At 68.2% G+C, this 22,853-nt stretch carries 19 protein-coding genes; 9 read left to right on the forward strand and 10 right to left on the reverse strand.

Features of this window, described 5'->3' with window-relative positions; genetic code table 11:
• Positions 1 to 8: 8 nt before the first annotated feature.
• Positions 9 to 1,157, reverse strand: a complete 1,149-nt coding sequence (gene nirK / locus PcP3B5_RS01310) for a copper-containing nitrite reductase (protein WP_009614910.1) — start codon at positions 1,155 to 1,157, stop codon at positions 9 to 11.
• Between the two features lie 237 nt (positions 1,158 to 1,394).
• Between nirK and PcP3B5_RS01315 the strand changes: the two genes are divergently transcribed.
• Positions 1,395 to 3,599, forward strand: a complete 2,205-nt coding sequence (locus PcP3B5_RS01315) for a PA5441 family protein (protein WP_061560370.1) — start codon at positions 1,395 to 1,397, stop codon at positions 3,597 to 3,599.
• A 7-nt stretch (positions 3,600 to 3,606) separates the two neighbouring features.
• On the forward strand, positions 3,607 to 4,326 hold the full coding sequence (locus PcP3B5_RS01320) for a DUF3142 domain-containing protein (protein WP_061560371.1): 720 nt from the start codon (positions 3,607 to 3,609) through the stop codon (positions 4,324 to 4,326).
• 316 nt (positions 4,327 to 4,642) lie between these two features.
• On the opposite strand, the gene trhP is transcribed toward PcP3B5_RS01320, so the two are convergent.
• Together trhP and zwf are read right to left on the reverse strand one after the other, a co-directional pair.
• Positions 4,643 to 6,001, reverse strand: coding sequence for a prephenate-dependent tRNA uridine(34) hydroxylase TrhP (gene trhP, locus PcP3B5_RS01325; RefSeq protein WP_061560372.1), 1,359 nt, complete (start codon positions 5,999 to 6,001; stop codon positions 4,643 to 4,645).
• Between the two features lie 420 nt (positions 6,002 to 6,421).
• A complete protein-coding gene (gene zwf, locus PcP3B5_RS01330; RefSeq protein ID WP_167361039.1) occupies positions 6,422 to 7,891 on the reverse strand; it encodes a glucose-6-phosphate dehydrogenase in 1,470 nt (489 codons plus the stop codon).
• 107 nt (positions 7,892 to 7,998) lie between these two features.
• Between zwf and hexR the strand changes: the two genes are divergently transcribed.
• Together hexR and PcP3B5_RS01340 are read left to right on the forward strand one after the other, a co-directional pair.
• Entirely contained in the window at positions 7,999 to 8,886 is an 888-nt protein-coding gene (gene hexR / locus PcP3B5_RS01335; RefSeq protein WP_009614923.1) for a transcriptional regulator HexR, read from the forward strand.
• A gap of 112 nt (positions 8,887 to 8,998) precedes the next feature.
• Complete coding sequence (locus tag PcP3B5_RS01340; RefSeq protein WP_061560373.1) at positions 8,999 to 9,211, forward strand: PA3496 family putative envelope integrity protein; 213 nt, start codon at positions 8,999 to 9,001, stop codon at positions 9,209 to 9,211.
• Here PcP3B5_RS01340 and PcP3B5_RS01345 read toward each other — a convergent pair.
• Complete coding sequence (locus tag PcP3B5_RS01345; RefSeq protein ID WP_116424636.1) at positions 9,165 to 10,100, reverse strand: LysR family transcriptional regulator; 936 nt, start codon at positions 10,098 to 10,100, stop codon at positions 9,165 to 9,167. The genes PcP3B5_RS01340 and PcP3B5_RS01345 overlap by 47 nt on opposite strands.
• A 235-nt stretch (positions 10,101 to 10,335) precedes the next feature.
• Here PcP3B5_RS01345 and PcP3B5_RS01350 point away from each other — a divergent pair, with 235 nt between their 5' ends.
• The 4 genes from PcP3B5_RS01350 to PcP3B5_RS01365 all read left to right on the forward strand — a co-directional run bounded on the left by PcP3B5_RS01350 (position 10,336) and on the right by PcP3B5_RS01365 (position 14,782).
• The gene (locus PcP3B5_RS01350) at positions 10,336 to 11,751 is read left to right on the forward strand and encodes an acetyl-CoA carboxylase biotin carboxylase subunit (protein ID WP_009614928.1); all 1,416 of its coding nucleotides are present in this window, start codon (positions 10,336 to 10,338) and stop codon (positions 11,749 to 11,751) included.
• A gap of 16 nt (positions 11,752 to 11,767) precedes the next feature.
• Entirely contained in the window at positions 11,768 to 13,576 is a 1,809-nt protein-coding gene (gene oadA / locus PcP3B5_RS01355) for a sodium-extruding oxaloacetate decarboxylase subunit alpha (RefSeq protein ID WP_009614930.1), read from the forward strand.
• Positions 13,577 to 13,763: 187 nt separating this feature from the next.
• Positions 13,764 to 14,387, forward strand: a complete 624-nt coding sequence (locus PcP3B5_RS01360) for a c-type cytochrome (protein WP_082816240.1) — start codon at positions 13,764 to 13,766, stop codon at positions 14,385 to 14,387.
• Between the two features lie 56 nt (positions 14,388 to 14,443).
• A complete protein-coding gene (locus tag PcP3B5_RS01365) occupies positions 14,444 to 14,782 on the forward strand; it encodes a zinc ribbon domain-containing protein YjdM (protein ID WP_009614934.1) in 339 nt (112 codons plus the stop codon).
• Between the two features lie 241 nt (positions 14,783 to 15,023).
• On the opposite strand, the gene PcP3B5_RS01370 is transcribed toward PcP3B5_RS01365, so the two are convergent.
• From PcP3B5_RS01370 to PcP3B5_RS01395, 6 genes are all read right to left on the reverse strand, one after another.
• Complete coding sequence (locus PcP3B5_RS01370) at positions 15,024 to 15,542, reverse strand: nucleoside 2-deoxyribosyltransferase (protein ID WP_061560374.1); 519 nt, start codon at positions 15,540 to 15,542, stop codon at positions 15,024 to 15,026.
• A 2-nt stretch (positions 15,543 to 15,544) separates the two neighbouring features.
• A complete protein-coding gene (locus PcP3B5_RS01375; protein ID WP_061560375.1) occupies positions 15,545 to 16,627 on the reverse strand; it encodes a calcium:cation antiporter in 1,083 nt (360 codons plus the stop codon).
• Positions 16,628 to 16,786: 159 nt separating this feature from the next.
• Positions 16,787 to 17,233, reverse strand: coding sequence for an NfeD family protein (locus PcP3B5_RS01380; RefSeq protein ID WP_043269779.1), 447 nt, complete (start codon positions 17,231 to 17,233; stop codon positions 16,787 to 16,789).
• Positions 17,234 to 17,236: 3 nt separating this feature from the next.
• Positions 17,237 to 18,175, reverse strand: coding sequence for an SPFH domain-containing protein (locus tag PcP3B5_RS01385; protein WP_009614942.1), 939 nt, complete (start codon positions 18,173 to 18,175; stop codon positions 17,237 to 17,239).
• A 120-nt stretch (positions 18,176 to 18,295) separates the two neighbouring features.
• The gene (tfpB, locus tag PcP3B5_RS01390; RefSeq protein ID WP_061560376.1) at positions 18,296 to 20,080 is read right to left on the reverse strand and encodes a type IV pilus assembly ATPase TfpB; all 1,785 of its coding nucleotides are present in this window, start codon (positions 20,078 to 20,080) and stop codon (positions 18,296 to 18,298) included.
• Positions 20,081 to 20,164: 84 nt separating this feature from the next.
• Complete coding sequence (locus tag PcP3B5_RS01395) at positions 20,165 to 21,526, reverse strand: CYTH domain-containing protein (RefSeq protein WP_061560377.1); 1,362 nt, start codon at positions 21,524 to 21,526, stop codon at positions 20,165 to 20,167.
• A gap of 175 nt (positions 21,527 to 21,701) precedes the next feature.
• On the opposite strand from PcP3B5_RS01395, the gene argE reads away from it, so the two are divergent.
• Complete coding sequence (gene argE, locus PcP3B5_RS01400; protein WP_061560378.1) at positions 21,702 to 22,841, forward strand: acetylornithine deacetylase; 1,140 nt, start codon at positions 21,702 to 21,704, stop codon at positions 22,839 to 22,841.
• The last annotated feature ends 12 nt before the right edge of the window (positions 22,842 to 22,853 follow it).

Raw genomic sequence — 22,853 nt, forward strand, 5'->3', positions numbered from 1 at the left:
CGGTGGCGTCACTTGATGGGCGAGGGCGGTTCGACCTGGCTCATCAGGTCGGAGTCCCATTGCCCCTCGACCTGGAAGTGCGCGGTTGCGCCCAGGGCCACGCCCTCGATCAGGTTGTGGTTGAGGTAGGCGTACAGGCCCGGCTGGCGGAAGGTGTACAGCGCAGCGCCGGCGGCGCCGCCGGGGATGAACCAGGTCTCCAGGCCTTCCTCCGGCGGGTTGCCGAACTTGCCGGTGGCCCAGACGTGGTCGCCGTGGCCGCCGATCAGGTGCGGGCGGGTGTCGCGGTTGGCCTGGGAGTGGACGATCAGCACGGTCTCGCCGACCTTGGCGGTCAGCGCGTTCTTGCCGGTCAGGGCGCCGACCCGGCCGTTGAACACCACGTGGCTGGGGATCAGCCCCTTCATGGTCTGCATGGTGTCGTTGAAGCTCTCGGCGGGCGTGGCGTAGCGCTTGAACTTGCCGTCCTTGTCGCGCGGCACGTAGAAGTCCTGCTCGCCGATGTAGAACACCTTGTCGTACTTCAGCGGGCGGCCGTCGCGGTCCTTCAGGCCGTCGCGCGGCAGCACCATGATCGCGCCGTTCATGCCCGAGACCACGTGCCAGGGGATCATCATCCCGCCGGGCGCGCAGTGGTAGACGAACACGCCGGGGCGGGTGGCCTTGAAGCGCAGCTTGACCTGCTCGCCGGGGTTGACGATGGTCAGCGAGCCGCCGCCCAGGGCGCCGGTGGCGGCGTGGAAATCGATGTTGTGGGCCATGCTGTTGCTGGCCGGGTTGACCAGGGTGAGTTCGACGTAGTCGTCCTGGTGCACCACCATCAGCGGCCCGGGCACCGAGCCGTCGAAGGTCATGGCGTGGACGTGGGTTTCGTCGTCGTCGATGATCAGGTCCTTCTCCTGGATGACCATGCGGAACTCCACCACCCGCGGCTTGGCGCTGGTGCGCTGTTCGTGGGCATGGACGAAGGGCGGGGCGAGCAGCTCGACCTTGCTCCTGGCCAGCTTCGACAGGTCCGGCGCCGGCCCGGTCTGCAGCGGCGCCGACTCCTTGGCGAAGGCCAGACCGCTGCCGAGGACCGAGCCGGCGACGCCGAGCGCGACGGCTCCGGCGAGCAGGCTACGGCGCGAGAAAGGCGTTTTTTCCAGGTCAGCCATGGGTACTTCTCCTAATGGACGAGATTGCGTTGTCCACAGGGAAACCCCTTGGGCGAAAACCTTCTTTGCGCCGCAGCAAATAGCGGCGCAGCTGGACAATCTGCCGCAGCGCGCCGTCTGGTTTTTCCTACGGCGCCTGTGTGAATGCGGCAAGTGCCTGTGCGCCGAGGTAAGATTCCAGCCCAAAGAGCGAATTCCCCGCGCCAAGGCGCGGGCCCCAACGGACAAGGACCTTGCATGCGCCCGCGTGGACTCCCCCTCCTGGCCCTCACCTTCGGCGTGCTCGCCGCGCAGCAGGCCTACGCCAGCAGCGACGATTCCTGCTACCCGAGCTGGAACCTCAAGCGCGACACCCTGGACGTGTGCAACAGCCTGCCGTTCCTCAGCCCCGGCAACGACAGCCGGGTCAACCTGCAGCTGCTGCTGGCCGATGCCGGCCGCGCCAGCCTGCCGGTCAAGGCGCTGTCCGATGACGAGCAGCAGCTGGGCTATGGCCTGGTGCCCTTCCCGCTGACGCGGCTGTTCGACGAACCCATGACCGTGGAGCCCGCAGCGGCCGCCGCGGCCAAGCCGGCGGCGCCCCTGGCGGAGCTTGCGGTGCGCATCGGCCTGCCGGCGGACGCGGTGCCGGCCGAGGGCGAGCGCTTCGCCAGCGGCGAGGGCAGCCGCTGCCGCAGCAACAACCCGGCCACCGCCCAGGACTTCCTCGCCCAGCTGCTGGCCGCCGACCTGCCGCCCGCCGACCTGCCGCCCGCCGAGCGGCAGGGCCTGGCGCGGGCGCGCCTGGCCCTGTTGCAGGGCTGCCAGTGGGACGACGCGCAGCTCGCCGGTCTGCTGCCCAAGGACGTGGATTCCCCCGCCGGGCGCGACTTCGCCGGCTACCTGCAAGGCGTCGCCGCCTTCTACAGCGGCCACTTTCCGGCCGCGCGCAAGAGCTTCCAGGCCCTGCACGACAGCCGGCTGCCGTGGCTGCGCGAGACGGCGCGCTACATGCTTGGCCGCAGCCAGCTCAACCAGGCGCAGCAGAACGCCTTCGACGACATGGGCTACCCCGACCTGCGCAAGGTCGACCAGGCCGCGTTGAAGGTCGCCGAGAGCGACTTCAAGGCCTACCTGCAGGCTTATCCACAGGGCCGCTACGCCACCTCGGCCAAGGGCCTGATGCGCCGCGTGTACTGGCTGATGAACGACCCCGGGCGTCTGGCCGCGGAGTACGCCTGGCTGTTCGCCCAGCCGGAAGCGGCCCAGGGCAACGCCGACCAGGCCCAGCTGATCGCCGAGGTGGACAACAAGCTGCTGGTCAGCGCGCACCCGGACGAGGTCAAGGACCCGCGCCTGCTGGCGGTGCTCGACCTGATGCAGATGCGCCACCACGAAGCCGGCGAGGGCCGCGCCCTCGACCTGCCCGGGCTGCAGGCGCAGAAGCCGCTGTTCGCCGAGCTGCCGGGGCTGCACGACTACCTGCTGGCCGCCTGGCAGCTGTACGTCGAGGAACAGCCGGCCAAGGCGGCCGAACAGCTGCCGAAGGCCCTGCCGCAGAAGCTCGACTACCTCGCCTTCAGCCAGCAGACCCTGCGCGGCTTCGCCCTGGAGGCCGGCAACGACTGGCTGGGCGCGGAGAAGCTCTGGCTGCAGCTGCTGCCGCTGGCCCGCCAGCCGCTGCAGCGCGAGCAGCTGGAACTGGCGCTGGCCTTCAACTACGAGCGCAGCGACCGCCTGGTGAAGGTCTATGCGGAGAACTCGCCGGTGCGCACCCCGGCTATCCGCGAGCTGCTGCTGCGCCACATCGCCGGCCCCGAGCTGCTGCGCCAGCAGGTGAAGTCCGAGACGGCGCCGGCCGAGGAGCGCGACACCGCGCTCTTCACCCTGCTGTACAAGGACCTGCTGCACGGCCGCTACGCCAACTTCGTCAACGACCTCGCGCTGCTGCCGGCCGAGCCCTCGACCAAGCCGCTGAGCGCCAGCCTTGGCTTCGTCTACGGCGGCGGGCAGCCGCTGAGCCTGTTCCAGTGGCCGGGCGGCAAGGGCAGCTCCGGCTACGATTGCCCGGCCATCCGCGACCTGGCCCTGGCCCTGCAGCAGGACCCGCAGCCGCCGCAGGCGCTGAACTGCTTCGGCGAGTTCATCCTGCGCAACAACCTCGACAGCTTCCCGCTGGACAACCAGCCCGGCGTGCGCGAACTGGGCGGCAGCCCGTCGCTGTTCGAAGGCGAGCCCTACTCGCGCCTGGACGGCTACCTGAAGGTGATCGCCGACGACCAGGCCGGCAGCGACGACAAGGCCTACGCGCTGTACCGCGCCATCAACTGCTACGCGCCCAGCGGCTACAACGGCTGCGGCAAGCAGGACATCGCCCCGGCGCAGCGCAAGCGCTGGTTCCGCACGCTGAAGACGCAGTACGCCGATACGCCCTGGGCGAAATCGCTGAAGTACTACTGGTAGCGCCGCCATGGGCCTGGCCGCGAAGAGCCTGGCGCTGGGCCTGCTGCTGTGGAGCGCTACGGCCCGCGCCGGAGTGGTGGACGCCGCCGACTACGACGCCTTCTGGCTGTGGGGCGGCGTGCAGGCCCAGCCGGTGCTGCGCCAGGCGCGCACGCTGTACGTGCTGCAAGGCCAGGTCAGCGCCCCGCGCGGCGCCCCCGAACAGCCGGCGCGCCTGCACGCCCAGGGCATCGCCATGCCGCGCCTGCGCACGGGCCAGGTGTGGCTGGTCTACCGCGCCCACAGCCTGCGCTGGAGCGAGGACAGCTACGCTACCCTGCTGGCCCAGCTGCGCCGCTGGCAGCGCGGCGGCAACCCGCTGCTGGGCGTGCAGATCGACTTCGACGCCCGCACCCGCTACCTCCACGAATACGTGGCCTTCCTGCGCGACTTCCGCCGGCGCCTGCCCATCGAATACCGCCTGAGCATCACCGGCCTGCTGGACTGGAGCAGCAACGCGGAGCCGGCGACCATCAACGAACTCAAGGACGTGGTGGACGAGGTGGTGGTGCAGACCTACCAGGGGCGGCGGACGATTCCCGACTACCAGCGCTACCTGCCAAGGGTGGCGCGCCTGCAGCTGCCGTTCCGCATCGGCCTGGCGCAGTACGGGCAGTGGCAGGCGCCGGAGTATCTGGAGCGCAGTCCGTGGTTCCGGGGGTATGTGGTGTTTTTGCAGAATCCGTGAGTTGGTGGGGGTTGGTTGTAGGAGCGAGCTTGCTCGCGAACGGAGTTTCCCGCTGGCTGCAGTGTTTCGGGTTGACTCTTTTCCCTCTCCCCAGCCCTCTCCCTGAAGGGAGAGGGGGCTTGTCTGTGCCGAGAGAGGGTGTAGTTTCAGCTGGAAACCACCGGAGTTGCCGGCTGACGCCAGAATAGCCAACCCTGCCCAACGGTCCCCTCTCCCTTCAGGGAGAGGGTTAGGGAGAGGGCGCTCTTCAGGTCAAGCGCCGAGATTGCCGGCGAAGCCCCCGTTCGCGAGCAAGAACTAGGCGTCCCCCTCGTTCCTACGAAAAACCTCCGCAACCACAACTCCCCCCACATCCCGCCTTAGCCGGCCGCTCCAGCAGATCCCGCATCAGCAACCCATAATCCAGCCCCACCTCCTCCGGCACCGGCAGATACACGACGTGCCCATCACCCGGCGCGACCTCGATGGCTTCACCACGAACATTCTCCAGACGTTCCAGCCGCAGCGTACGGTTCCCGCCCGGCGTCATGAGTTCGAGGCTGTCGCCCACCGCGAAGCGGTTCTTCACCCTTACCTCGGCGAGGTCGCCACGCCGCCCGCCAGTGAACTCCCCGACGAACTGCTGGCGCTCCGCCCGCGAGCTGCCGTACTGGTAATTCTGATACTCGTCATGTACATGGCGACGCAGGAAACCCTCGGTGTAGCCACGGTGGGCCAGGGACTCCAGCTCATCCATCAGGCCACGGTCGAAGGGCCGGCCGGCCACGGCGTCGTCGATGGCCTTGCGGTAGGCCTGGGCGGTGCGCGCCACGTAGTAGTGCGACTTGGTGCGGCCCTCGATCTTCAGCGAGTGCACGCCCATCTCGGCCAGGCGCTGCACGTGCTGGATGGCGCGCAGGTCCTTGGAGTTCATGATGTAGGTGCCGTGCTCGTCCTCGTGGGCTTCCATCAACTCGCCGGGGCGGTTGCCTTCTTCCAGCAGGAACACCGCGTCGGTGGGCGCGCCTTCGCCGAGAGTGGCTTCGCGCACCAGTTGGCCCAGTTCGTCCTCCCGCGCCGGGTGCGCCTGGTATTGCCAGCGGCAGGCGTTGGTGCAGGTGCCCTGGTTGGGGTCGCGGCGGTTGATGTAGCCCGACAGCAGGCAGCGCCCGGAGTAGGCCATGCACAGGGCGCCGTGGACGAACACCTCCAGCTCCATGTCCGGGACCTTCTCGCGGATTTCGCCGATCTCCTCCAGCGACAGCTCGCGGGAGAGGATCACCCGGCTCAGCCCCTGGTCGCGCCAGAAGGCCACGCTGGCCCAGTTCACCGCGTTGGCCTGCACCGAGAGGTGGATGTTCGCCGCGGGGAAATGCTGGCGCACCAGCATGATCATCCCCGGGTCGGACATGATCAGCGCATCCGGCCCCAGGGCCAGCACCGGCTCCAGGTCGGCCAGGAAGGTTTTCAGCTTGGCGTTGTGCGGGGCGATGTTCACCACCAGGTAGAAACGCTTGCCCAGGGCATGGGCCTCGGCGATGCCGATGGCCAGGTTGGCCAGGTCGAATTCGTTGTTGCGTACCCGCAGGCTGTAGCGCGGTTGCCCGGCATAGACGGCATCGGCGCCGTAGGCGAAGGCGTGGCGCATGGCTTTCAGCGAGCCGGCGGGGGAGAGCAGTTCGGGGGCTTGGAGCATGGCGTGGGGACGGTTGTGGATAAAACGCCGCACTCTAGCGGGGGCGGGGGTTTGGTGCCCTGAGCGGGGTCAATGTTGGTGGGGCTTTTCGTAGGAGCGAGGGGGACGCCTAGTTCTTGCTCGCGAATGAGGTTTCCAGGTGGCCCCGGTGTTTCGGTTTGACTCCTCTCCCTCTCCCCAGCCCTCGGCTGCGCGCCCCGCCCTGAAGGGAGAGGGGGCTAGTCCGTGCCGAGAGGAGGAATGGTTTCAGCCGGAAACCTTCGGTGCTACCGGCTGACTCCAGAACATCCAGTTCTGCCCAACGGTCCCCTCTCCCTTCAGGGAGAGGGTTAGGGAGAGGGCGCTCTCCAGGTCAAGCGCCGAGACTGCCGGCGAAGCCCCGTTCGCGAGCAAGCTCGCTCCTACACAAAAAGCACAACCTCACTCCAACCACCGCCGCCCCTGCAACTCCAGCAACATCTGCGCCTGCTCCGGCCCATTGCTGCCGGCGGGGTAGGGGCGCGGGCGCTGGTAGTGCTCCTGCCAGCCGGCGATGATCGGGTCGATCCAGCGCCAGGCGGCCTCCACTTCGTCGCGGCGCATGAACAGCGTCGAGTCGCCCTGGATCACGTCCAGCAGCAGGCGCTCGTAGGCGTCCCAGCGGCGCTTGCCGGGGCTGGCGGTCTGCGCCAGGTTCAGGTCCAGCTCGGCCGGTTCCAGGCGCATGCCCTTGCCGGGGGTCTTGGTCATCAGCTGCAGGCTGATGCGCTCCTCCGGCTGCAACCTTATCCACAGGCGGTTGGCCGGGCCGCTGCCGTCGCCGATCAGGGCGTGGGGCACCGGCTTGAACTGGATGACGATCTCCGAGCACTTCTTCGCCATGCGCTTGCCGGTGCGCAGGTAGAAGGGCACGCCGGCCCAGCGCCAGTTGTCGATCTCGGCGCGCAGGGCGACGAAGGTCTCGGTGTCGCTGTCGTTGTCCACGTTCTTCTCGAACCAGTAGGCCGGTACCTCCTGGCCGCCGATCCGCCCGGCGCCGTACTGGCCGCGCACGGTGCGGTCCTGCACGTCGAGGCCGCCGATCGGGCGCAGGGCCTGGAGGATCTTCAGCTTCTCGTCGCGCACCGACTCGGCGTCGAAGTGCACCGGCACCTCCATGGCCACCAGGCACAGCAGCTGCAGCAGGTGGTTCTGCACCATGTCGCGCATGGCCCCGGCGTGGTCGTAGTAGGCGCCGCGGTTTTCCACGCCGAGGGTCTCGTTGACGCTGATCTGCACGTGGTCGACGTAGGCGCTGCGCCACAGCGGCTCGAACAGGGTGTTGGCGAAGCGCAGGGCCAGCAGGTTCTGCACCGTCTCCTTGCCCAGGTAGTGATCGATGCGGAACACCCGCGACTCGTCGAACACCTGGCCGATGGCCTGGTTGATCGCCCGCGCCGATTCCAGCGAATGGCCCAGCGGCTTCTCCAGCACGATGCGCGTGTTCGGCCCGGCCAGGCCGGCGACCTTGAGGTTCTGCGCGATGGGCGCGAAGAGGTCCGGGGCGGTGGCCAGGTAGTGCACCAGCACGCGCTCATGGCCGAACTTCAGGCGCTGGCGAAGGCGGCTGAAGTCGGCGCTCTGCGAGGCGTCCATGGCCAGGTAGTCCAGGCGCGTGGCGAAGCTCTGCCAGTCGGCGACGCTGAAGTCGGCCCGCGCCACCTGCGCCCGGCAGTGCCGCTCGGCCAGCGCCAGGTAGGCCTCCTGCGAACGCTGGCTGCGGGCCAGGGCGAGGATGCGGGTGTCGGCCGGCAGGCGCTCCTCGCGGTGCAGGTGGTAGAGCGCCGGCAGCAGCTTGTGCAGCGCCAGGTCGCCGGTGCCACCGAACACCAGAATGTCGCAGGAAAGGGGAAATGCGGAAGTTTCGGACATCATCAGGTACTGCTCCACCACTTATTGCCTGGGCGTGACCACCTGACTTGTAGTATAACTACAAGCAGACTACATCCCTTCCGCCGATCATAGCCGAGTCCAGCCCAGTGAACCTGTTGCAGCACATTGCCCAGTCGCGTCATCTGCTTCGCAAGTCGGAACTCAAGGTCGCCGATCACGTGATGCAGGACCCCGCCTCGGTCATGCACAGCTCCATGGCCGACCTCGCCCACGGGGTGGGCGTCAGCGAGCCGACCATCGTGCGCTTCTGCCGCGCCATCGGCTGCACCGGCTTCCAGGACCTCAAGCTGAAGCTGGCGCAGAGCCTGGCCGCCGGCGCCAGCTTCGGCCAGTTCGCGATCAGCGAAAGCGACTCGGTCACCGACTTCAGCCTGAAGATCTTCGACACCACCCTGCATTCGCTGATGGAAGTGCGCGAGAAGCTCGACACCCACGCCCTGGAGCGCGCCATCGCCGCCATCGCCCACGCCCAGCGCGTGGAGTTCTACGGCTTCGGCGCCTCCGGCGCGGTGGCCGCGGATGCCCAGCACAAGTTCTTCCGCCTGCTGCTCTCGGCCGCGGCCTATTCCGACCCGCACATGCAGGCGATGTCGGCGGTGACCTTGAAGCCCAGCGACGTGGCCATCTGCATCTCGCAATCCGGCCGCTCCAAGGACCTGCTGGTGACCGCCAACCTGGTCCGCGAGGCCGGCGCCACCCTCATCACCCTGTGCCCCAGCCAGACCCCGCTGGCCGACCTGGCCACGGTGAACCTGGCGGTGGACGTCCACGAAGACACCGACATCTACACCCCGCTGACCTCGCGCATCGCCCACCTGGTGGTGATCGACGTGCTGGCCATGGGCGTGGCCATGGCCCGCGGCCCGGACCTGGTCAACCACCTCAAGAGCGTCAAGCGCAGCCTGCGCAGCCTGCGCCTGTCGCCCAAGGTGGTGAAGAGCCACGAGGAGCCGCGGCCGGAAGAGACGTCCTGAGCCGGCGCCGACCGCTCGTCGGCGTCACCGCGGCTTCACCGCCGCGCCCTCAAATTGTCATCCGTCGTCCGCATCCTGGCGTCTCCAGCCCTTCGGCCTTGGGAGATGCGAGATGCAACGCCATATCGACGACACCCAGAACCTGGACAGCAAGACCCGCCGCAAGCTCGAGGACCAGCGCCGCATGCAGTTCCGCCGGGCCATCGAGGAGCGTCTCGAAGCGCAACGTCTCGACCGCGAGATGTCCGATTATCCCGACCTGATCGCCGCCAACTACCTCAATTCTGCGCGGGCGTCGGTGAAAAGCGCTCGGCCAGCTGGCTGATCAGCGCGCGCTCCTCGCGGATGAAGGCGACGAACGCCTGGGCCACCGGGCTCAGGCGCTTGCCGCGGGCGTGCACCAGGCACCAGCTGCGGTAGAGCGGCAGTTCCTCCACCGGCAGTTCGCGCAGCAGCCCGGCGCGCAGTTCGCGGCTCACTGCGTGGCGCGGCAGCAGGGCCAGGCCGAGGCCGGCCAATACCCCTTCCCGTGAGCCTTCCAGCGAGGCGAATTCCAGTGTCTGCGGGAAGTGCGCGCGCTTCTGCTGGAAGTGTTCCTCGCAGGCCTTGCGCGTGCCCGAGCCGGGCTCGCGGATCAGCAGCGGCCAGGATTCCAGGTCCTTCAGCGACAGCTTGGCGGCGCTGCACAGCGGGTGGTCGGGCGGCGCCACCGCGACTATCGGGTTGTTCAGGAAGGGCAGGAACTCCAGGGCCATGTCCTGCGGCACCAGGGACATGATCACCAGGTCGTCGCGGTTGTCCGACAGGCGCTTGATCACCTGGGCGCGGTTGACCACGGTCAGGTGCAGGCTGACGTCCGGGTGCTGCTTCTGGAAGGCGGCGAACAGGTGCGGGGTGATGTACTTGGCGCTGGACTCCACCGCCAGGCGCAGCTGGCCCTGCAGCGAGCCCTTGAGGTCGGAGAGCTGCATGTCCAGCACTTCCAGGCGCTGGAAGATGTCGGTGCTGGCGCGCAGCAGGGCGTCGGCGGCGTCGGTCTGGTAGAGCTTCTTGCCGATGTACTCGAACAGCGGCTGGCCGACCAACTCCTCCAACTGGCGGATCTGCAGGCTGACCGCCGGCTGCGTCAGCGCCATTTCCTCCGCGGCGCGGCTGTAGGAACGGCTCTCGCACACCGCACGGAACACCTGCAGTTGGCGAAGTGTCATTCGCATCAAGGACTTACGCATTCGCACCGGCTCCCGCACGGGTCAGTTCGCTCGACTATAAGTCAAAAATTATGGCTATCCCAATAAATATTGATTTTGGGTAATCCTCGATCCCGCGTAGGGTAAAAAAACGCCGGAACCCTGCTCCGGCATTGCGCCGAACCGCCGCGGATCGCTCCGCGGCGGATTGCCGATTGTTTCAAGTGCCGGGTCCACGAGCCCCGGTCGAGGGAAACCGCAAGTGATCAAGAAAATCCTGATCGCCAACCGTGGGGAGATCGCTGTCCGCATCGTGCGTGCCTGCGCCGAGATGGGCATCCGTTCGGTGGCCGTCTACTCCGACGCCGACCGCCACGCCCTGCACGTGAAGCGCGCCGACGAGGCGCACAGCATCGGCGCCGACCCGCTGGCCGGCTACCTCAACCCGCGCGCCCTGGTGAACCTGGCGGTGGAAACCGGCTGCGACGCCCTGCACCCGGGCTACGGCTTCCTCTCCGAGAACGCCGAGCTGGCGGAAATCTGCGCCGAGCGCGGGATCAAGTTCATCGGCCCGTCGGCGGAAGTGATCCGCCGCATGGGCGACAAGACCGAGGCGCGGCGCAGCATGATCGCCGCCGACGTGCCCTGCACCCCGGGCACCGAGGGCAACGTCGCCGACCTCGCCGAGGCGCTGTCCGAGGCCGAGCGCATCGGCTACCCGGTGATGCTCAAGGCCACCTCCGGCGGCGGCGGCCGCGGCATCCGCCGCTGCAACAGCCGCGAGGAGCTGGAGCAGAACTTCCCCCGCGTCATCTCCGAGGCCACCAAGGCCTTCGGCAGCGCGGAAGTGTTCCTCGAGAAGTGCATCGTCAACCCGAAGCACATCGAGGCGCAGATCCTCGCCGATTCCTTCGGCAACACCGTGCACCTGTTCGAGCGCGACTGCTCGATCCAGCGCCGCAACCAGAAGCTCATCGAGATCGCCCCCAGCCCGCAGCTGACCCCCGAGCAGCGCGCCTACATCGGCGACCTGGCGGTGCGCGCGGCCAAGGCCGTGGGCTACGAGAACGCCGGCACCGTGGAGTTCCTGCTCGCCGATGGCGAGGTGTACTTCATGGAGATGAACACCCGGGTGCAGGTGGAGCACACCATCACCGAGGAAATCACCGGCATCGACATCGTCCGCGAGCAGATCCGCGTGGCCTCCGGCCTGCCGCTCTCGGTCAAGCAGGAAGACATCCAGCACCGCGGCTATGCCCTGCAGTTCCGCATCAACGCCGAGGACCCGAAGAACAACTTCCTGCCCTCGTTCGGCAAGATCACCCGCTACTACGCGCCCGGCGGCCCCGGCGTGCGCACCGATACGGCGATCTACACCGGCTACACCATCCCGCCGTACTACGACTCCATGTGCCTGAAGCTGATCGTCTGGGCACTGACCTGGGAAGAGGCCCTGGACCGCGGCCTGCGCGCCCTGGACGACATGCGCGTGCAAGGCGTGAAGACCACCGCGCCCTACTACCAGGAAATCCTCAAGAACCCGGAGTTCCGCAGCGCCCAGTTCAACACCAGCTTCGTCGAAAGCCACCCGGAGCTGACCCAGTACTCGATCAAGCGCAACCCGTCGCACCTGGCCATCGCCATCGCTACCGCCATTGCCGCCCACGCTGGCCTGTAGGGGAAGGATTCAGAACATGAGCAAGAAAATTTCCGTTACCGATACCATCCTGCGCGACGCGCACCAGTCGCTGCTGGCCACCCGCATGCGCACCGAGGACATGCTGCCGATCTGCGACAAGCTCGACAAGGTCGGCTACTGGTCGCTGGAAGTCTGGGGCGGCGCCACCTTCGACGCCTGCGTGCGCTTCCTCAAGGAAGACCCGTGGGAGCGCCTGCGCAAGCTCAAGGCCGCGCTGCCCAACACCCGCCTGCAGATGCTCCTGCGCGGGCAGAACCTGCTGGGCTACCGCCACTACAGCGACGACGTGGTGCGCGCCTTCGTGGCCAAGGCCGCGGTCAACGGCATCGACGTGTTCCGCATCTTCGACGCGATGAACGACGTGCGTAACCTGCGCGTCTCCATCGAGGCGGTGAAGGCCGCCGGCAAGCACGCCCAGGGCACCATCTGCTACACCACCAGCCCGGTGCACACCATCGACGCCTTCGTCGCCCAGGCCAAGGCCATGGCGGCCATGGGCGTGGACTCCATCGCCATCAAGGACATGGCCGGCCTGCTGACCCCCTACGCCACCGGCGACCTGGTCAAGGCCCTGAAGGACGCGCTGCCCCTGGAAGTGGTGGTGCACTCCCACGACACCGCCGGCGTGGCCAGCATGTGCCAGCTCAAGGCCGTGGAGAACGGCGCCGACCGCATCGACACCGCCATCTCCAGCATGGCCTGGGGCACCAGCCACCCGGGCACCGAGTCGATGGTCGCGGCGCTGCGCAACACCCCCTACGACACCGGCCTGGACCTGGAGCTGATCCAGGAAGTCGGCATGTACTTCCACGCCGTGCGCAAGAAGTACCACCAGTTCGAGAGCGAATTCACCGGCGTGGACACCCGCGTGCAGGTCAACCAGGTGCCCGGCGGCATGATCTCCAACCTGGCCAACCAGCTGAAGGAGCAGGGCGCCCTCAACCGCATGGCCGAAGTGCTCGAAGAGATCCCGCGGGTGCGCGAGGACCTGGGCTTCCCGCCCCTGGTCACCCCGACCTCGCAGATCGTCGGCACCCAGGCGTTCTTCAACGTGCTGGCCGGCGAGCGCTACAAGACCATCACCAACGAGGTGAAGCTGTACCTGCAGGGCCGCTACGGCAAGGCCCCGGGGCAGATCAACGAGCAGCTGCGGCGCCAGGCCATCGGCAACGAGGAAGTCATCGACGTGCGCCCGGCCGACCTGATCAAGCCCGAGCTGGACAAGCTGCGCGGCGAGATCGGCGCGCTGGCCAAGTCCGAAGAGGACGTGCTGACCTACGCCATGTTCCCGGACATCGGCCGCAAGTTCCTCGAGGAACGCGAGGCCGGCGCCCTGAAGCCCGAGGAGCTGCTGCCGATCCCCACCGGCAACGGCGTGGCCGCGGCCGGCGGCGAAGGCGTGCCGACCGAGTTCGTGGTCGACGTGCACGGCGAGAGCTACCGCGTGGACATCACCGGCGTCGGCGTGAAGACCGACGGCAAGCGCCACTTCTACCTGTCCATCGACGGCATGCCCGAAGAGGTGGTGTTCGAGCCGCTCAACGAGTTCATCGGCGGCGGCGGCAACAAGCGCAAGCACGCCAGCGCGCCGGGCGACGTCAGCACCACCATGCCGGGCAACATCGTCGACGTGCTGGTGAAGGAAGGCGACAGCGTGAAGGCCGGCCAGGCCGTGCTGATCACCGAAGCCATGAAGATGGAAACCGAGGTGCAGGCGCCCATCGCCGGCACCGTCAAGGCGATCCACGTAGCCAAGGGTGACCGCGTCAACCCGGGCGAGGTGCTGATCGAGATTGAAGGCTGACCGACGGACAGACGGGTCTCAAGGTTCAGTCCCCGGGGGAGCACGATGCTCCCCCTTTTTTTGCCTTTGCGAAAGCCATCACCTTCCGGCGCGGCCGGCTCGCCGCTTCATTGACCTGCATCCAGGCCCTTCGCCGCGCGCACGCCTATAAACGGCAGGCCGCAGGCCGAGTTCCGGGGAGGAGGCGATGCGTTTTGCGATTGCTCTGCTGTTGACCGTCAGTTGTACCGCCCTGGGCGACGAGGCCGCCCAGGCGCGCTTCGACGCCATCATGGCCGACCCCGCCAAGCGCGAGCAGGCCTATGCCGCCGGCCACGAGCGCATCGTGCTGTGCCGCAACTGCCACGGCGACGACGGCAACAGCCGGCGCGACTACATCCCGAACCTGGCCGCGCAGGCCCCGGGCTATCTGTTCACTGCCTTCGAGCGCTACGCCAGCGGGCAGCGCAGCGACTTCGTGATGAACCAGGCGGCCCGGATGCTGAGCCTCGACGAGCGGGTGAACATCGCCGTGTACTACAGCCAGCAGCAGGTGCTGCCGCGCCAGGGCACGGTGGACGATGCGCTGCGCGCCAGGGGCGAGGCGCTGTTCGGGCAGGTCTGCGTGGCCTGCCATGGCCCGCAGGGGCTCGGCCAGCAGGGCGTGCCGCGTATCGCCGGGCAGCCGGCGACCTACCTGCAGCGGACGCTGGAGGCCTACCGCGACAAGGATCCGCGCCGCGCCGGCTCGACCATGCTGGCGGTGGCGTCGCAGCTGCAGGCCGGGGATATCGAGGCGCTGGCGGCCTACCTGCAGCAATTGCACCCCTGAGGCGGGCAAATCCTTATATAATGCACGGTCTTTCCCCACTGTCAGTGATAGCGACCATGAGCCTGCCACCCTGCCCCAAATGCAATTCCGAATACACCTACGAGGACGGCGCGCTGCTGGTCTGCCCGGAATGCGCCCATGAATGGTCGGCCGATGCCGCCGTCGAAGGTGAGGGCGATGCCAAGGTGATCAAGGACGCCGTCGGCAACGTGCTGCAGGACGGCGACACCGTCAGCGTGATCAAGGACCTGAAGGTCAAGGGCTCGTCCCTGGTGGTCAAGGTCGGCACCAAGGTGAAGAACATCCGCCTGGTGGACGGCGACCACGACATCGACTGCAAGATCGACGGCATCGGCGCCATGAAGCTGAAGTCGGAGTTCGTGAAGAAGGTCTGAGCCGCTCGGCTTTTGTAGGCGCGGATTCATCCGCGATCGCCGCGCACGGGCCCGGCCGATCGCGGACGGAGTCCGCTCCTACGGTTCCAGGATGCACGGCTTTTCGTAGGATGGGTTGAGCTTGCGAAACCCATGCGGTCACGGTGATGGGTATCGCTTCGCTCAACGCCATCCTACGAAAAAGCGCCTCGGCGCAGTCGTGTAGGAGCGGGCCCTGCCCGCGAATCGCGCGCAGCGCGCGCTATTCCGCCGGCTGCAGGTCCTGGCGCAGCAGCTCCAGCGCCTCGCGCGGGCCGCCGGAGACGATCTGGGTGGGCACCGCCAGCATCAGGTTCAGCGGCAGGCCGAAGGCTTCCAGGACGTTGCCGTCGCGGTCGCGGCCGGGCTGCTGGCTGAGCCATTCCGGGTACTTGCGGCGCATGCGCTCGACGTAGCTGCCGGCGTCCGGCAGGTAGCCGTACAACGGCTTGCCCAGGGCCGCGGCGTAGCCGACCTCGAAGCAGGTGCCGCTGTCCGGCTCGCTGCCGCGGAACGACGCCAGGTTGGCCAGCACGCAGTCGGCCTCGGCGATCAGGCGCAGGTTGGCGCGGTAGATCCAGATCGCCTGCTGGTGCGGCTCGGTGATTTCCGCCGGCACCTGGACGTCCAGCGGGAACAGCCCCTCGAACCCGTATTCCGCGCACAGCGCCTTGAGCTGCGCGCCGTGCCCGGCGGCGTCGGGGCGGAACACGTCGGGGCCGGCGAGGTAGATCTTCAGCATGGTCACAACCCCATGAACGACAGCATCAGGAAGGTGGCGAAGAGCACGAAGTGAGTCATGCCCTCGATGGCGTTGGTCTTGCCGTCGTGCAGGTTGAAGCCCGCCACTATCAGGGTGATGAACATCATGCCGGTCTGCAGCGGCGTCATGGCCATCTGGATCGGCTGGCCCTTGAACAGCGCCAGGGCCTCGATCACCGGCACGGTGAGGATCACCGTGGACAGCGAGGCGCCCAGGGCGATATTGACCACCGGCTGCATGCGGTTGGCCAGCGCGGCGCGCAGCGCGGTGAGGATTTCCGGGCTGGCGGAGATGGCCGCCACCAGCAGCGCCGGCACGATCGGCGGCACGCCGCTGCCTTCCAGGCTGACGTCCAGGGCCTTGGACATGACCTCGGCCAGCGCGCCGATCAGCACCACCCCGGCCACCAGCAGGGCCATGGACTGGCGCGTGCTGCCGTGGGCCTCGTGGCCGTGCTGCTGCTCGCCGTGCACCGCGTAGTTGTAGGCGAAGAAGTAGCTGTGCTGGCCGGTCTGCATGCGCAGGAACAGGCCGTAGAGCATGATCATGCAGCCGATGGTGAACAGCGAGTAGAGCTTCCACTGCGCCGCCGGGATCAGCTCCGGGACCACCATGGAGATGCCCACCGCGGTGAGGATCATGGTCACGTAGGTCTTGCCCGAGTCGTCGTTGTACGACTGCTCGCCGTGCTTCAGGCCGCCGAGCAGCGCGGCCAGGCCGAGGATGCCGTTCATGTCCAGCATCACCGCGGCGTAGATGGTGTCGCGGGCCAGGGTGGGCGAATGGTTGTGGCCCATCATGATGGCCAGGATGACCACCTCCACCAGCACCGCGGCGAGGGTCAGGATCATGGTGCCGTAGGGCTCGCCGACCTTCTCCGCGAGGATCTCGGCGTGGTGCGCCACGCGCAGCGAGACGCTGATGATCGAGGCCAGCAGGACGCTGGCGGCCACCCCGGCCAGGGCCTTGCCGCCTTCGAGCAGGCTGTGTTCCAGGGGGTAGACCAGCACCGCCAGGAGCAGGGCGAGGAGGAGGAATTTCTCGTCTTTGAGCAGGCGCAGCATCGTCGGGGGACATCCGTTCCATGGGATAGAGGCGCCCATCTTAGGCCTTGCCCGGGGCCTTGCCCACCGTCGCCGGGGCGCAGACACCTATGAGGTTATCCGCCGTTTGGCGCGCGCTTCGGGGTCGGCCGAAACGCCGGGCCGACCTGCCGCGTTACCTCAGGCCGGCTCGACCAGCAGCACCGCGCCATCCTGCCCGGTGACCTTCACCTGGGCGCCGGCCGGCAGGTCCGGGCCGCTGACCAGCCACAGGCTGTCGCCGACGCGGATCTTGCCGCGGCCGCCGATGATGGCGTCGTGCAGGGCGAACTGCCGTCCGACCAGCTCGCTGCCGCGGCGGTTCAGGCCGCTGGCGGCTTCGCCGGCGCCCGGGCGGTGCTGGTAGCGCCACCAGAACACCACGGTGAGCAGCGCCAGGATGCCGAAGGCGAGGAACTGCCAGGTCCAGGCCAGGGCCGGGGCGAAGAAGGCGAGCACCCCGGTGGCCGCGGCGGCGATGCCGATCCACAGCAGGTAGCCGCCGGCGCCGAACACCTCGAGGATCAGCAGCAGGGTGCCGAAGGCCAGCCAGTCCCAGAAGCTCAGGTGTTGCAGATAGCCCCACATGGCTCAGCCCCGGCCCTTGGCGCCCGGCGCGCCATCGCCGAAGGTGGCCTTGACGATCTCGCCGATGCCGCCCACCGCGCCTATCACCTGGCTGGCCTCCAGCGGCATCAGCACTATCTTGCTGTTGTTCGAGGCGGCCAGCTGGCCGAGGGCGTCGACGTATTTCTGCGCGACGAAGTAGTTCACCGCCTGCACGTTGCCGCTGGCGATGGCCTCGGAGACCACCTGGGTCGCCCGCGCCTCGGCCTCGGCCTGGCGCTCGCGGGCCTCGGCTTCGAGGAAGGCGGCCTGGCGCTGGCCCTCGGCCTTGAGGATCTGCGCCTGCTTCTCGCCCTCGGCGGTGAGGATTTCCGCGGCGCGCTTGCCCTCGGCATCGAGAATCTGCGCGCGCTTGAGGCGCTCGGCCTTCATCTGGCTGGCCATGGCTTCCACCAGGTCGGCCGGCGGGCTGATGTCCTTGATCTCGATGCGGGTGACCTTCAGGCCCCAGGGCGCGGTGGCCTCGTCGACGGTGCGCAGCAGGCGCTCGTTGATGGCGTCGCGCTGGCTGAGCATGTGGTCCAGCTCCATGGAGCCGAGCACGGTGCGGATGTTGGTCATCACCAGGTTGCGGATGGCGTTCTCCAGGCCGCTGACCTCGTAGGCCGCGCGCGCCGCGTCGACCACCTGGTAGAAGCACACCGCGTCGATCTGCACGATGGCGTTGTCGGCGCTGATGGCCTCCTGCGGGGGAATGTCCAGCACCCGCTCCATCATGTTGATCTTCTGCCCGATGCGGTCCATCACCGGGACGATGATGTTCAGCCCCGGCTTGAGGGTGCCGGTGTAGCGGCCGAAGCGCTCCACCGTCCACTCGTTGCCCTGGGGTACCACCTTGAAGCCCATGAACACGATCGCCACCGCGAGGATGACGAAGAGGATCAGGACACTGCCGGTTTCCATTTGCTGCACTCCTTGGTCGATTGGGACTTCCGTGGCGCCCGGCTCCAAAGGAGCAGGGCGGCGGGAAAAGCTAACCCTTTCCCGTGTCATCCCGCGAGCCCTGTCGGGCTCGGAGATTTCCTATTTCTGCTCGCTCTGCGGCGTCACCCGCAGCACTTCCTCGATGGTGGTCAGGCCCGCGGCGACCTTCTGCGCGCCGGACAGGCGCAGGCTGCGCATGCCTTCCTTGAAGGCCTGGCGGCGCAGCGGGATGAGGTCGGTGTCGGCGGTGATCTGTTCCTTCAGGCTGTCGGTCAGCAGCATGATCTCGTACACCCCGGCGCGGCCGCGGTAGCCGGTGTCGCGGCATTCCAGGCAGCCCACCGCCTGCTGCGCGCCGGTGGGCAGCGGGGCGTTCCAGGGCCGCGTCAGCTCCTGCCAGTCGCTCTCCTCCAGCTCCAGCGGCGCCTTGCAGTGCGGGCACAGGGTGCGCACCAGGCGCTGGGCCATGACGCCGAGCACGGTGGCGCGGATCAGGTAGTAGGGCACGCCCAGTTCCAGCAGGCGGGTGATGGCCGTGGGCGAGTCGTTGGTGTGCAGGGTGGAGAGCACCAGGTGCCCGGTCAGCGCCGCCTGGATGGCCATCTCGGCGGTCTCCAGGTCGCGGATCTCGCCGACCATGATGATGTCCGGGTCCTGCCGCAGCAGGGCGCGCACGCCGCTGGCGAAGGTCAGGTCGATGTTGTGCTGCACCTGCATCTGGTTGAACGAGGGCTCGATCATCTCGATCGGGTCCTCGATGGTGCAGACGTTCACCTCGTCCGTGGCCAGCTGCTTGAGCGTGGTGTAGAGGGTGGTGGTCTTGCCCGAGCCGGTGGGGCCGGTGACCAGGATGATGCCGTTGGGCTGGTTGGTCATGCTCTGCCAGCGGCGCAGGTCCTCGGGGGAGAAGCCCAACTGGTCGAAGCTCTTGAGCAGCACCTCGGGGTCGAAGATCCGCATCACCATCTTCTCGCCGAAGGCGGTGGGCAGGGTCGACAGGCGCAGTTCCACCTCGGCGCCGTCCGGGGTCTTGGTCTTCACCCGGCCGTCCTGGGGCTTGCGCTTCTCGGCGACGTTCATGCGGCCGAGGGACTTCAGGCGGCTGACCACCGCCATGGTGACCTGCGGCGGGAACTGGTAGACGTTGTGCAGCACGCCGTCGATGCGGAAGCGCACCGTGCCCTGCTCGCGGCGCGGCTCGATGTGGATGTCGCTGGCGCGCTGCTGGAAGGCGTACTGGAACAGCCAGTCGACGATGGTGACGATGTGCGCGTCGTTGGCGTCCGGCTCCTGGTCGCTGGCGCCCAGGTTGAGCAACTGCTCGAAGTTGCCCACGCCGCTGGTCTTCATGTCCTGGGCGGAGGCGCCGCTGACCGACTTGGCCAGGCGGTAGAACTCGGTGGTGAAGCGCTGGATGTCCAGCGGGTTGCACACCACGCGCTTGATCGGGCGCTTGAGCACGTGGGTCAGGTTGCCTTCCCAGCTGTGCACGAAGGGCTGGGCGCTGGCGATGGTGACGCTGTCCGGCGCCACGGCCACGGCGAGGATCCTGTGGCGCTGGGCGAAGGCGTAGGACATCAGCGGGGTGACCGCGGCGACATCGATCTTCAGCGGGTCGATGCGCAGGTAGGGCTGGCCGGAATACTCGGCCAGCCAGTGCACCAGGGCGTCGAGGTCCAGGTGGCGGCCGGGGCGGTGCTGGTCCGGCACCTGCTGGGCGGCGAGGAACTCCAGGGGGTGCTGCTGGTTCTTCACCGCGCTGCGGCGGATCGCCAGGCACTGTTCGGCGTCGTTCTGCGCGACTCGGCCCTGGGCGACCAGCTCGTGGAGGATATCGGCCAGGTCAAGCCAGCGATCCTGGGCGGGCGAAGCGAAGACGGACATTCGGACTCCCTGCGTTCGTGTGTGCCGCGGACGGCTGCGGGTGGAGCTGGTCTGAGTCCGGCCCGCGCCGTCGGGTTCCCCAGCTTATTTCAAAAGCGCCTTCCAAGGCTTGAGGGTCAGCACAGTATGGGCCTGGGCGGCGAGGGCATCCAGGTCCGCGCTGTCGCGCCGGTGCAGGGCCTGTTCCAGCTTGGCCAGCTCGCCGTACAGGCGGTCGGCCTCGGGCAGGTCGAGCACGCCGCGGGCCAGGCGCAGCCACACCAGCAGGCGTTGCAGGCGCGGCAGTTGTTCGGCGAGCAGTTCCGGCTGCTGCTGGGCACGGGCCAGGGGCAGGCCCTCGGCCTCCTCGGCGAGCAGGCGCGGCAGCCATTTGCCCAGGGCCGCGGCGCCCTGGCGGTCGCCGCGCTCGTTGCGGCCTTCCTGCCAGGCGCGGGCCAGCAGCCAGCGCGAGGCCTGCAGCGAGAACAGGCCCCAGCGCGTCTGGCCGAGTTCGGCGCGGAAGGCTTCCGGCGCCTGCTGGCGCGCGGCTTCGTCGGCTTCGCCCTGTTCGATGAGCGGGCGCCAGTCGCCGATCAGCGCGTCCAGCGCGGTGCGCAGCTCGCGGCTGCTGGCGCGCGGCGCGGCCTGGCCGAGGCTGCCGAGCAGGGCGCGCAGGTCCACCAGTTGCTGCAGCCACTCCTGCAACAGACGCCAGTGGCCGTTGAAGCGGTACTGCTCGGCCAGGCGCTGGCTGCTGCCCAGCAGCGACCAGGCGATGGCGGCGAAGGCGCCGTCCAGCGGGGTTTCCGCCAGCAGCTTCTGGGTGTCCGGGTGCACCGTGTAGCTGGCCGGGTCGAACAGCCGGTAGCCGCGCTCGGCCTTGCTGATGTCGCAGGGCATCAGCGGCAGGTCGGCGGCCAGCTCGGCGGCCAGTTCCAGCAGCGCGGCGGGTTCGCCCTGGCGCAGTTCCAGCTCCAGCTCGCAGATTTCCTCTTCCTGCCGGTCGGCGACGACCTTGCCCAGGTCGAGGGCGGCTTCGATCGCCACCTTGGTCTTGCCGCGGCCCCAGGCGATCTCGGCGCGCTGGCGGGTGAAGTCGGTGCTGAAGATCGGCTGCAGCTGCTGCTTGTCGAGGTCGGCCAGGGCCGCCGGCCAGCAACTGTCGTCGAGCTTGCCCAGGTCCAGCTCGGGCTTGTCCAGGTACCAGTCCCACTCGTTGCGCTCGGACAGCCCGGCGACGCTGTGGCCGCGGCTCTTCAGCGTCTGGATGTACTGCTCGCCGTCGCGGCGCAGGCGCAGCGCCACCTTGGCCCGGGCCAGGTCGCGGCCGGGGGTGTCGTAGTACTGGTTGTACAGCTCGCTCTGCTGCCAGCCGGACTTGTTGCGCTTCTTCAGCAGCGGGTGGTCGCGCAGCGCCTCGAGGGTCTGGCGGCTGGCGCGCAGCTTGATTTCGGTTTCTTTCTGCATGGCGGAGTCCGGGAAGGAAAAGGGTAGACGGGCCCGCAGGGCTTGGCGCGGGAGCGTTCGTCGAAGCCCGCTAGTGTACAGGACCGCGTCGCCGCGCCGCTGTTCCACGCGACAGCGGCGGTTCAATTGCACGCCATCCTGGGCCATGATGGGTGCAACGCTTCCGGAGACGCCCATGCCCCTGCCGAGCCTGAAAGACCGTTTTGCCCAGTTGCTCGCCCTGCCGTCGGTGAGCTGTACCCAGCCCGCCCTGGACCAGTCCAACCGCCCGGTGGTGGAGCTGCTGGCCACCTGGCTGGGCGACCTGGGCTTCGCCTGCGAATTGCAGGAGATCGCCCCGGGCAAGTTCAACCTGCTGGCGAGCCTGGGCAGCGGCCCCGGCGGCCTGGTGCTGGCCGGGCACACCGACACCGTGCCCTACGACGAGTCGCTGTGGAAAAGCGACCCGCTGCGCCTGGACGAGCGCGACGGGCGCTGGTACGGCCTGGGCAGCTGCGACATGAAGGGCTTCTTCGCCATCGCCATCGAGGCGCTGCTGCCGCTGCTGGACAAGCCCCTGCGCCAGCCGCTGCTGATCCTCGCCACCTGCGACGAGGAAAGCTCCATGGCCGGCGCCCGCGCCCTGGCCGAGGCCGGCCGGCCGCTGGCGCGCGCCGCGGTGATCGGCGAGCCCACCGGGTTGCGGCCGATCCGCCTGCACAAGGGGGTGATGATGGAGCGCATCGACATCCTCGGGCAGAGCGGCCATTCCTCCGACCCGAGCCTCGGCCACAGCGCCCTGGAGGCCATGCACGCGGCCATCGGCGAGCTGCTGGCGCTGCGCGCGCAGTGGCAGAAGGAATTCGACAACCCGCAGTTCGGCGTGCCGCAGCCGACGCTGAACCTGGGCTGCATCCACGGCGGCGACAACCCCAACCGCATCTGCGGCCAGTGCGCCCTGGAGTTCGACCTGCGGCCACTGCCGGGGATGGACCCGCAGGCCCTGCGCCGGGCCATCGGCGAGCGCCTGGCGCCCCTGGCCGAGCGCTTCGCGGTGCGCCTGGACTACCAGCCGCTGTTCCCCGCCGTGCCGCCCTTCGAGCAGGCCGCGGACAGCGAGCTGGTACGCCTGGCCGAGCGCCTCAGCGGGCATTCGGCGGAAGCGGTAGCCTTTGGCACCGAAGCACCGTATCTTCAGCAGCTTGGTTGCCAGACCCTGGTCCTGGGCCCCGGCGACATCGCCTGCGCCCACCAGCCGGACGAACATCTGGAACTCGCTCGCATCCCGCCGACCGTGGAACTGCTGCGCGGCTTGATCCAGCATTACTGCCTGTAACCGCCCTGAAGA

The sequence above is a fragment of the Pseudomonas citronellolis genome, from assembly GCF_001586155.1.
GTDB lineage: Bacteria > Pseudomonadota > Gammaproteobacteria > Pseudomonadales > Pseudomonadaceae > Pseudomonas > Pseudomonas citronellolis.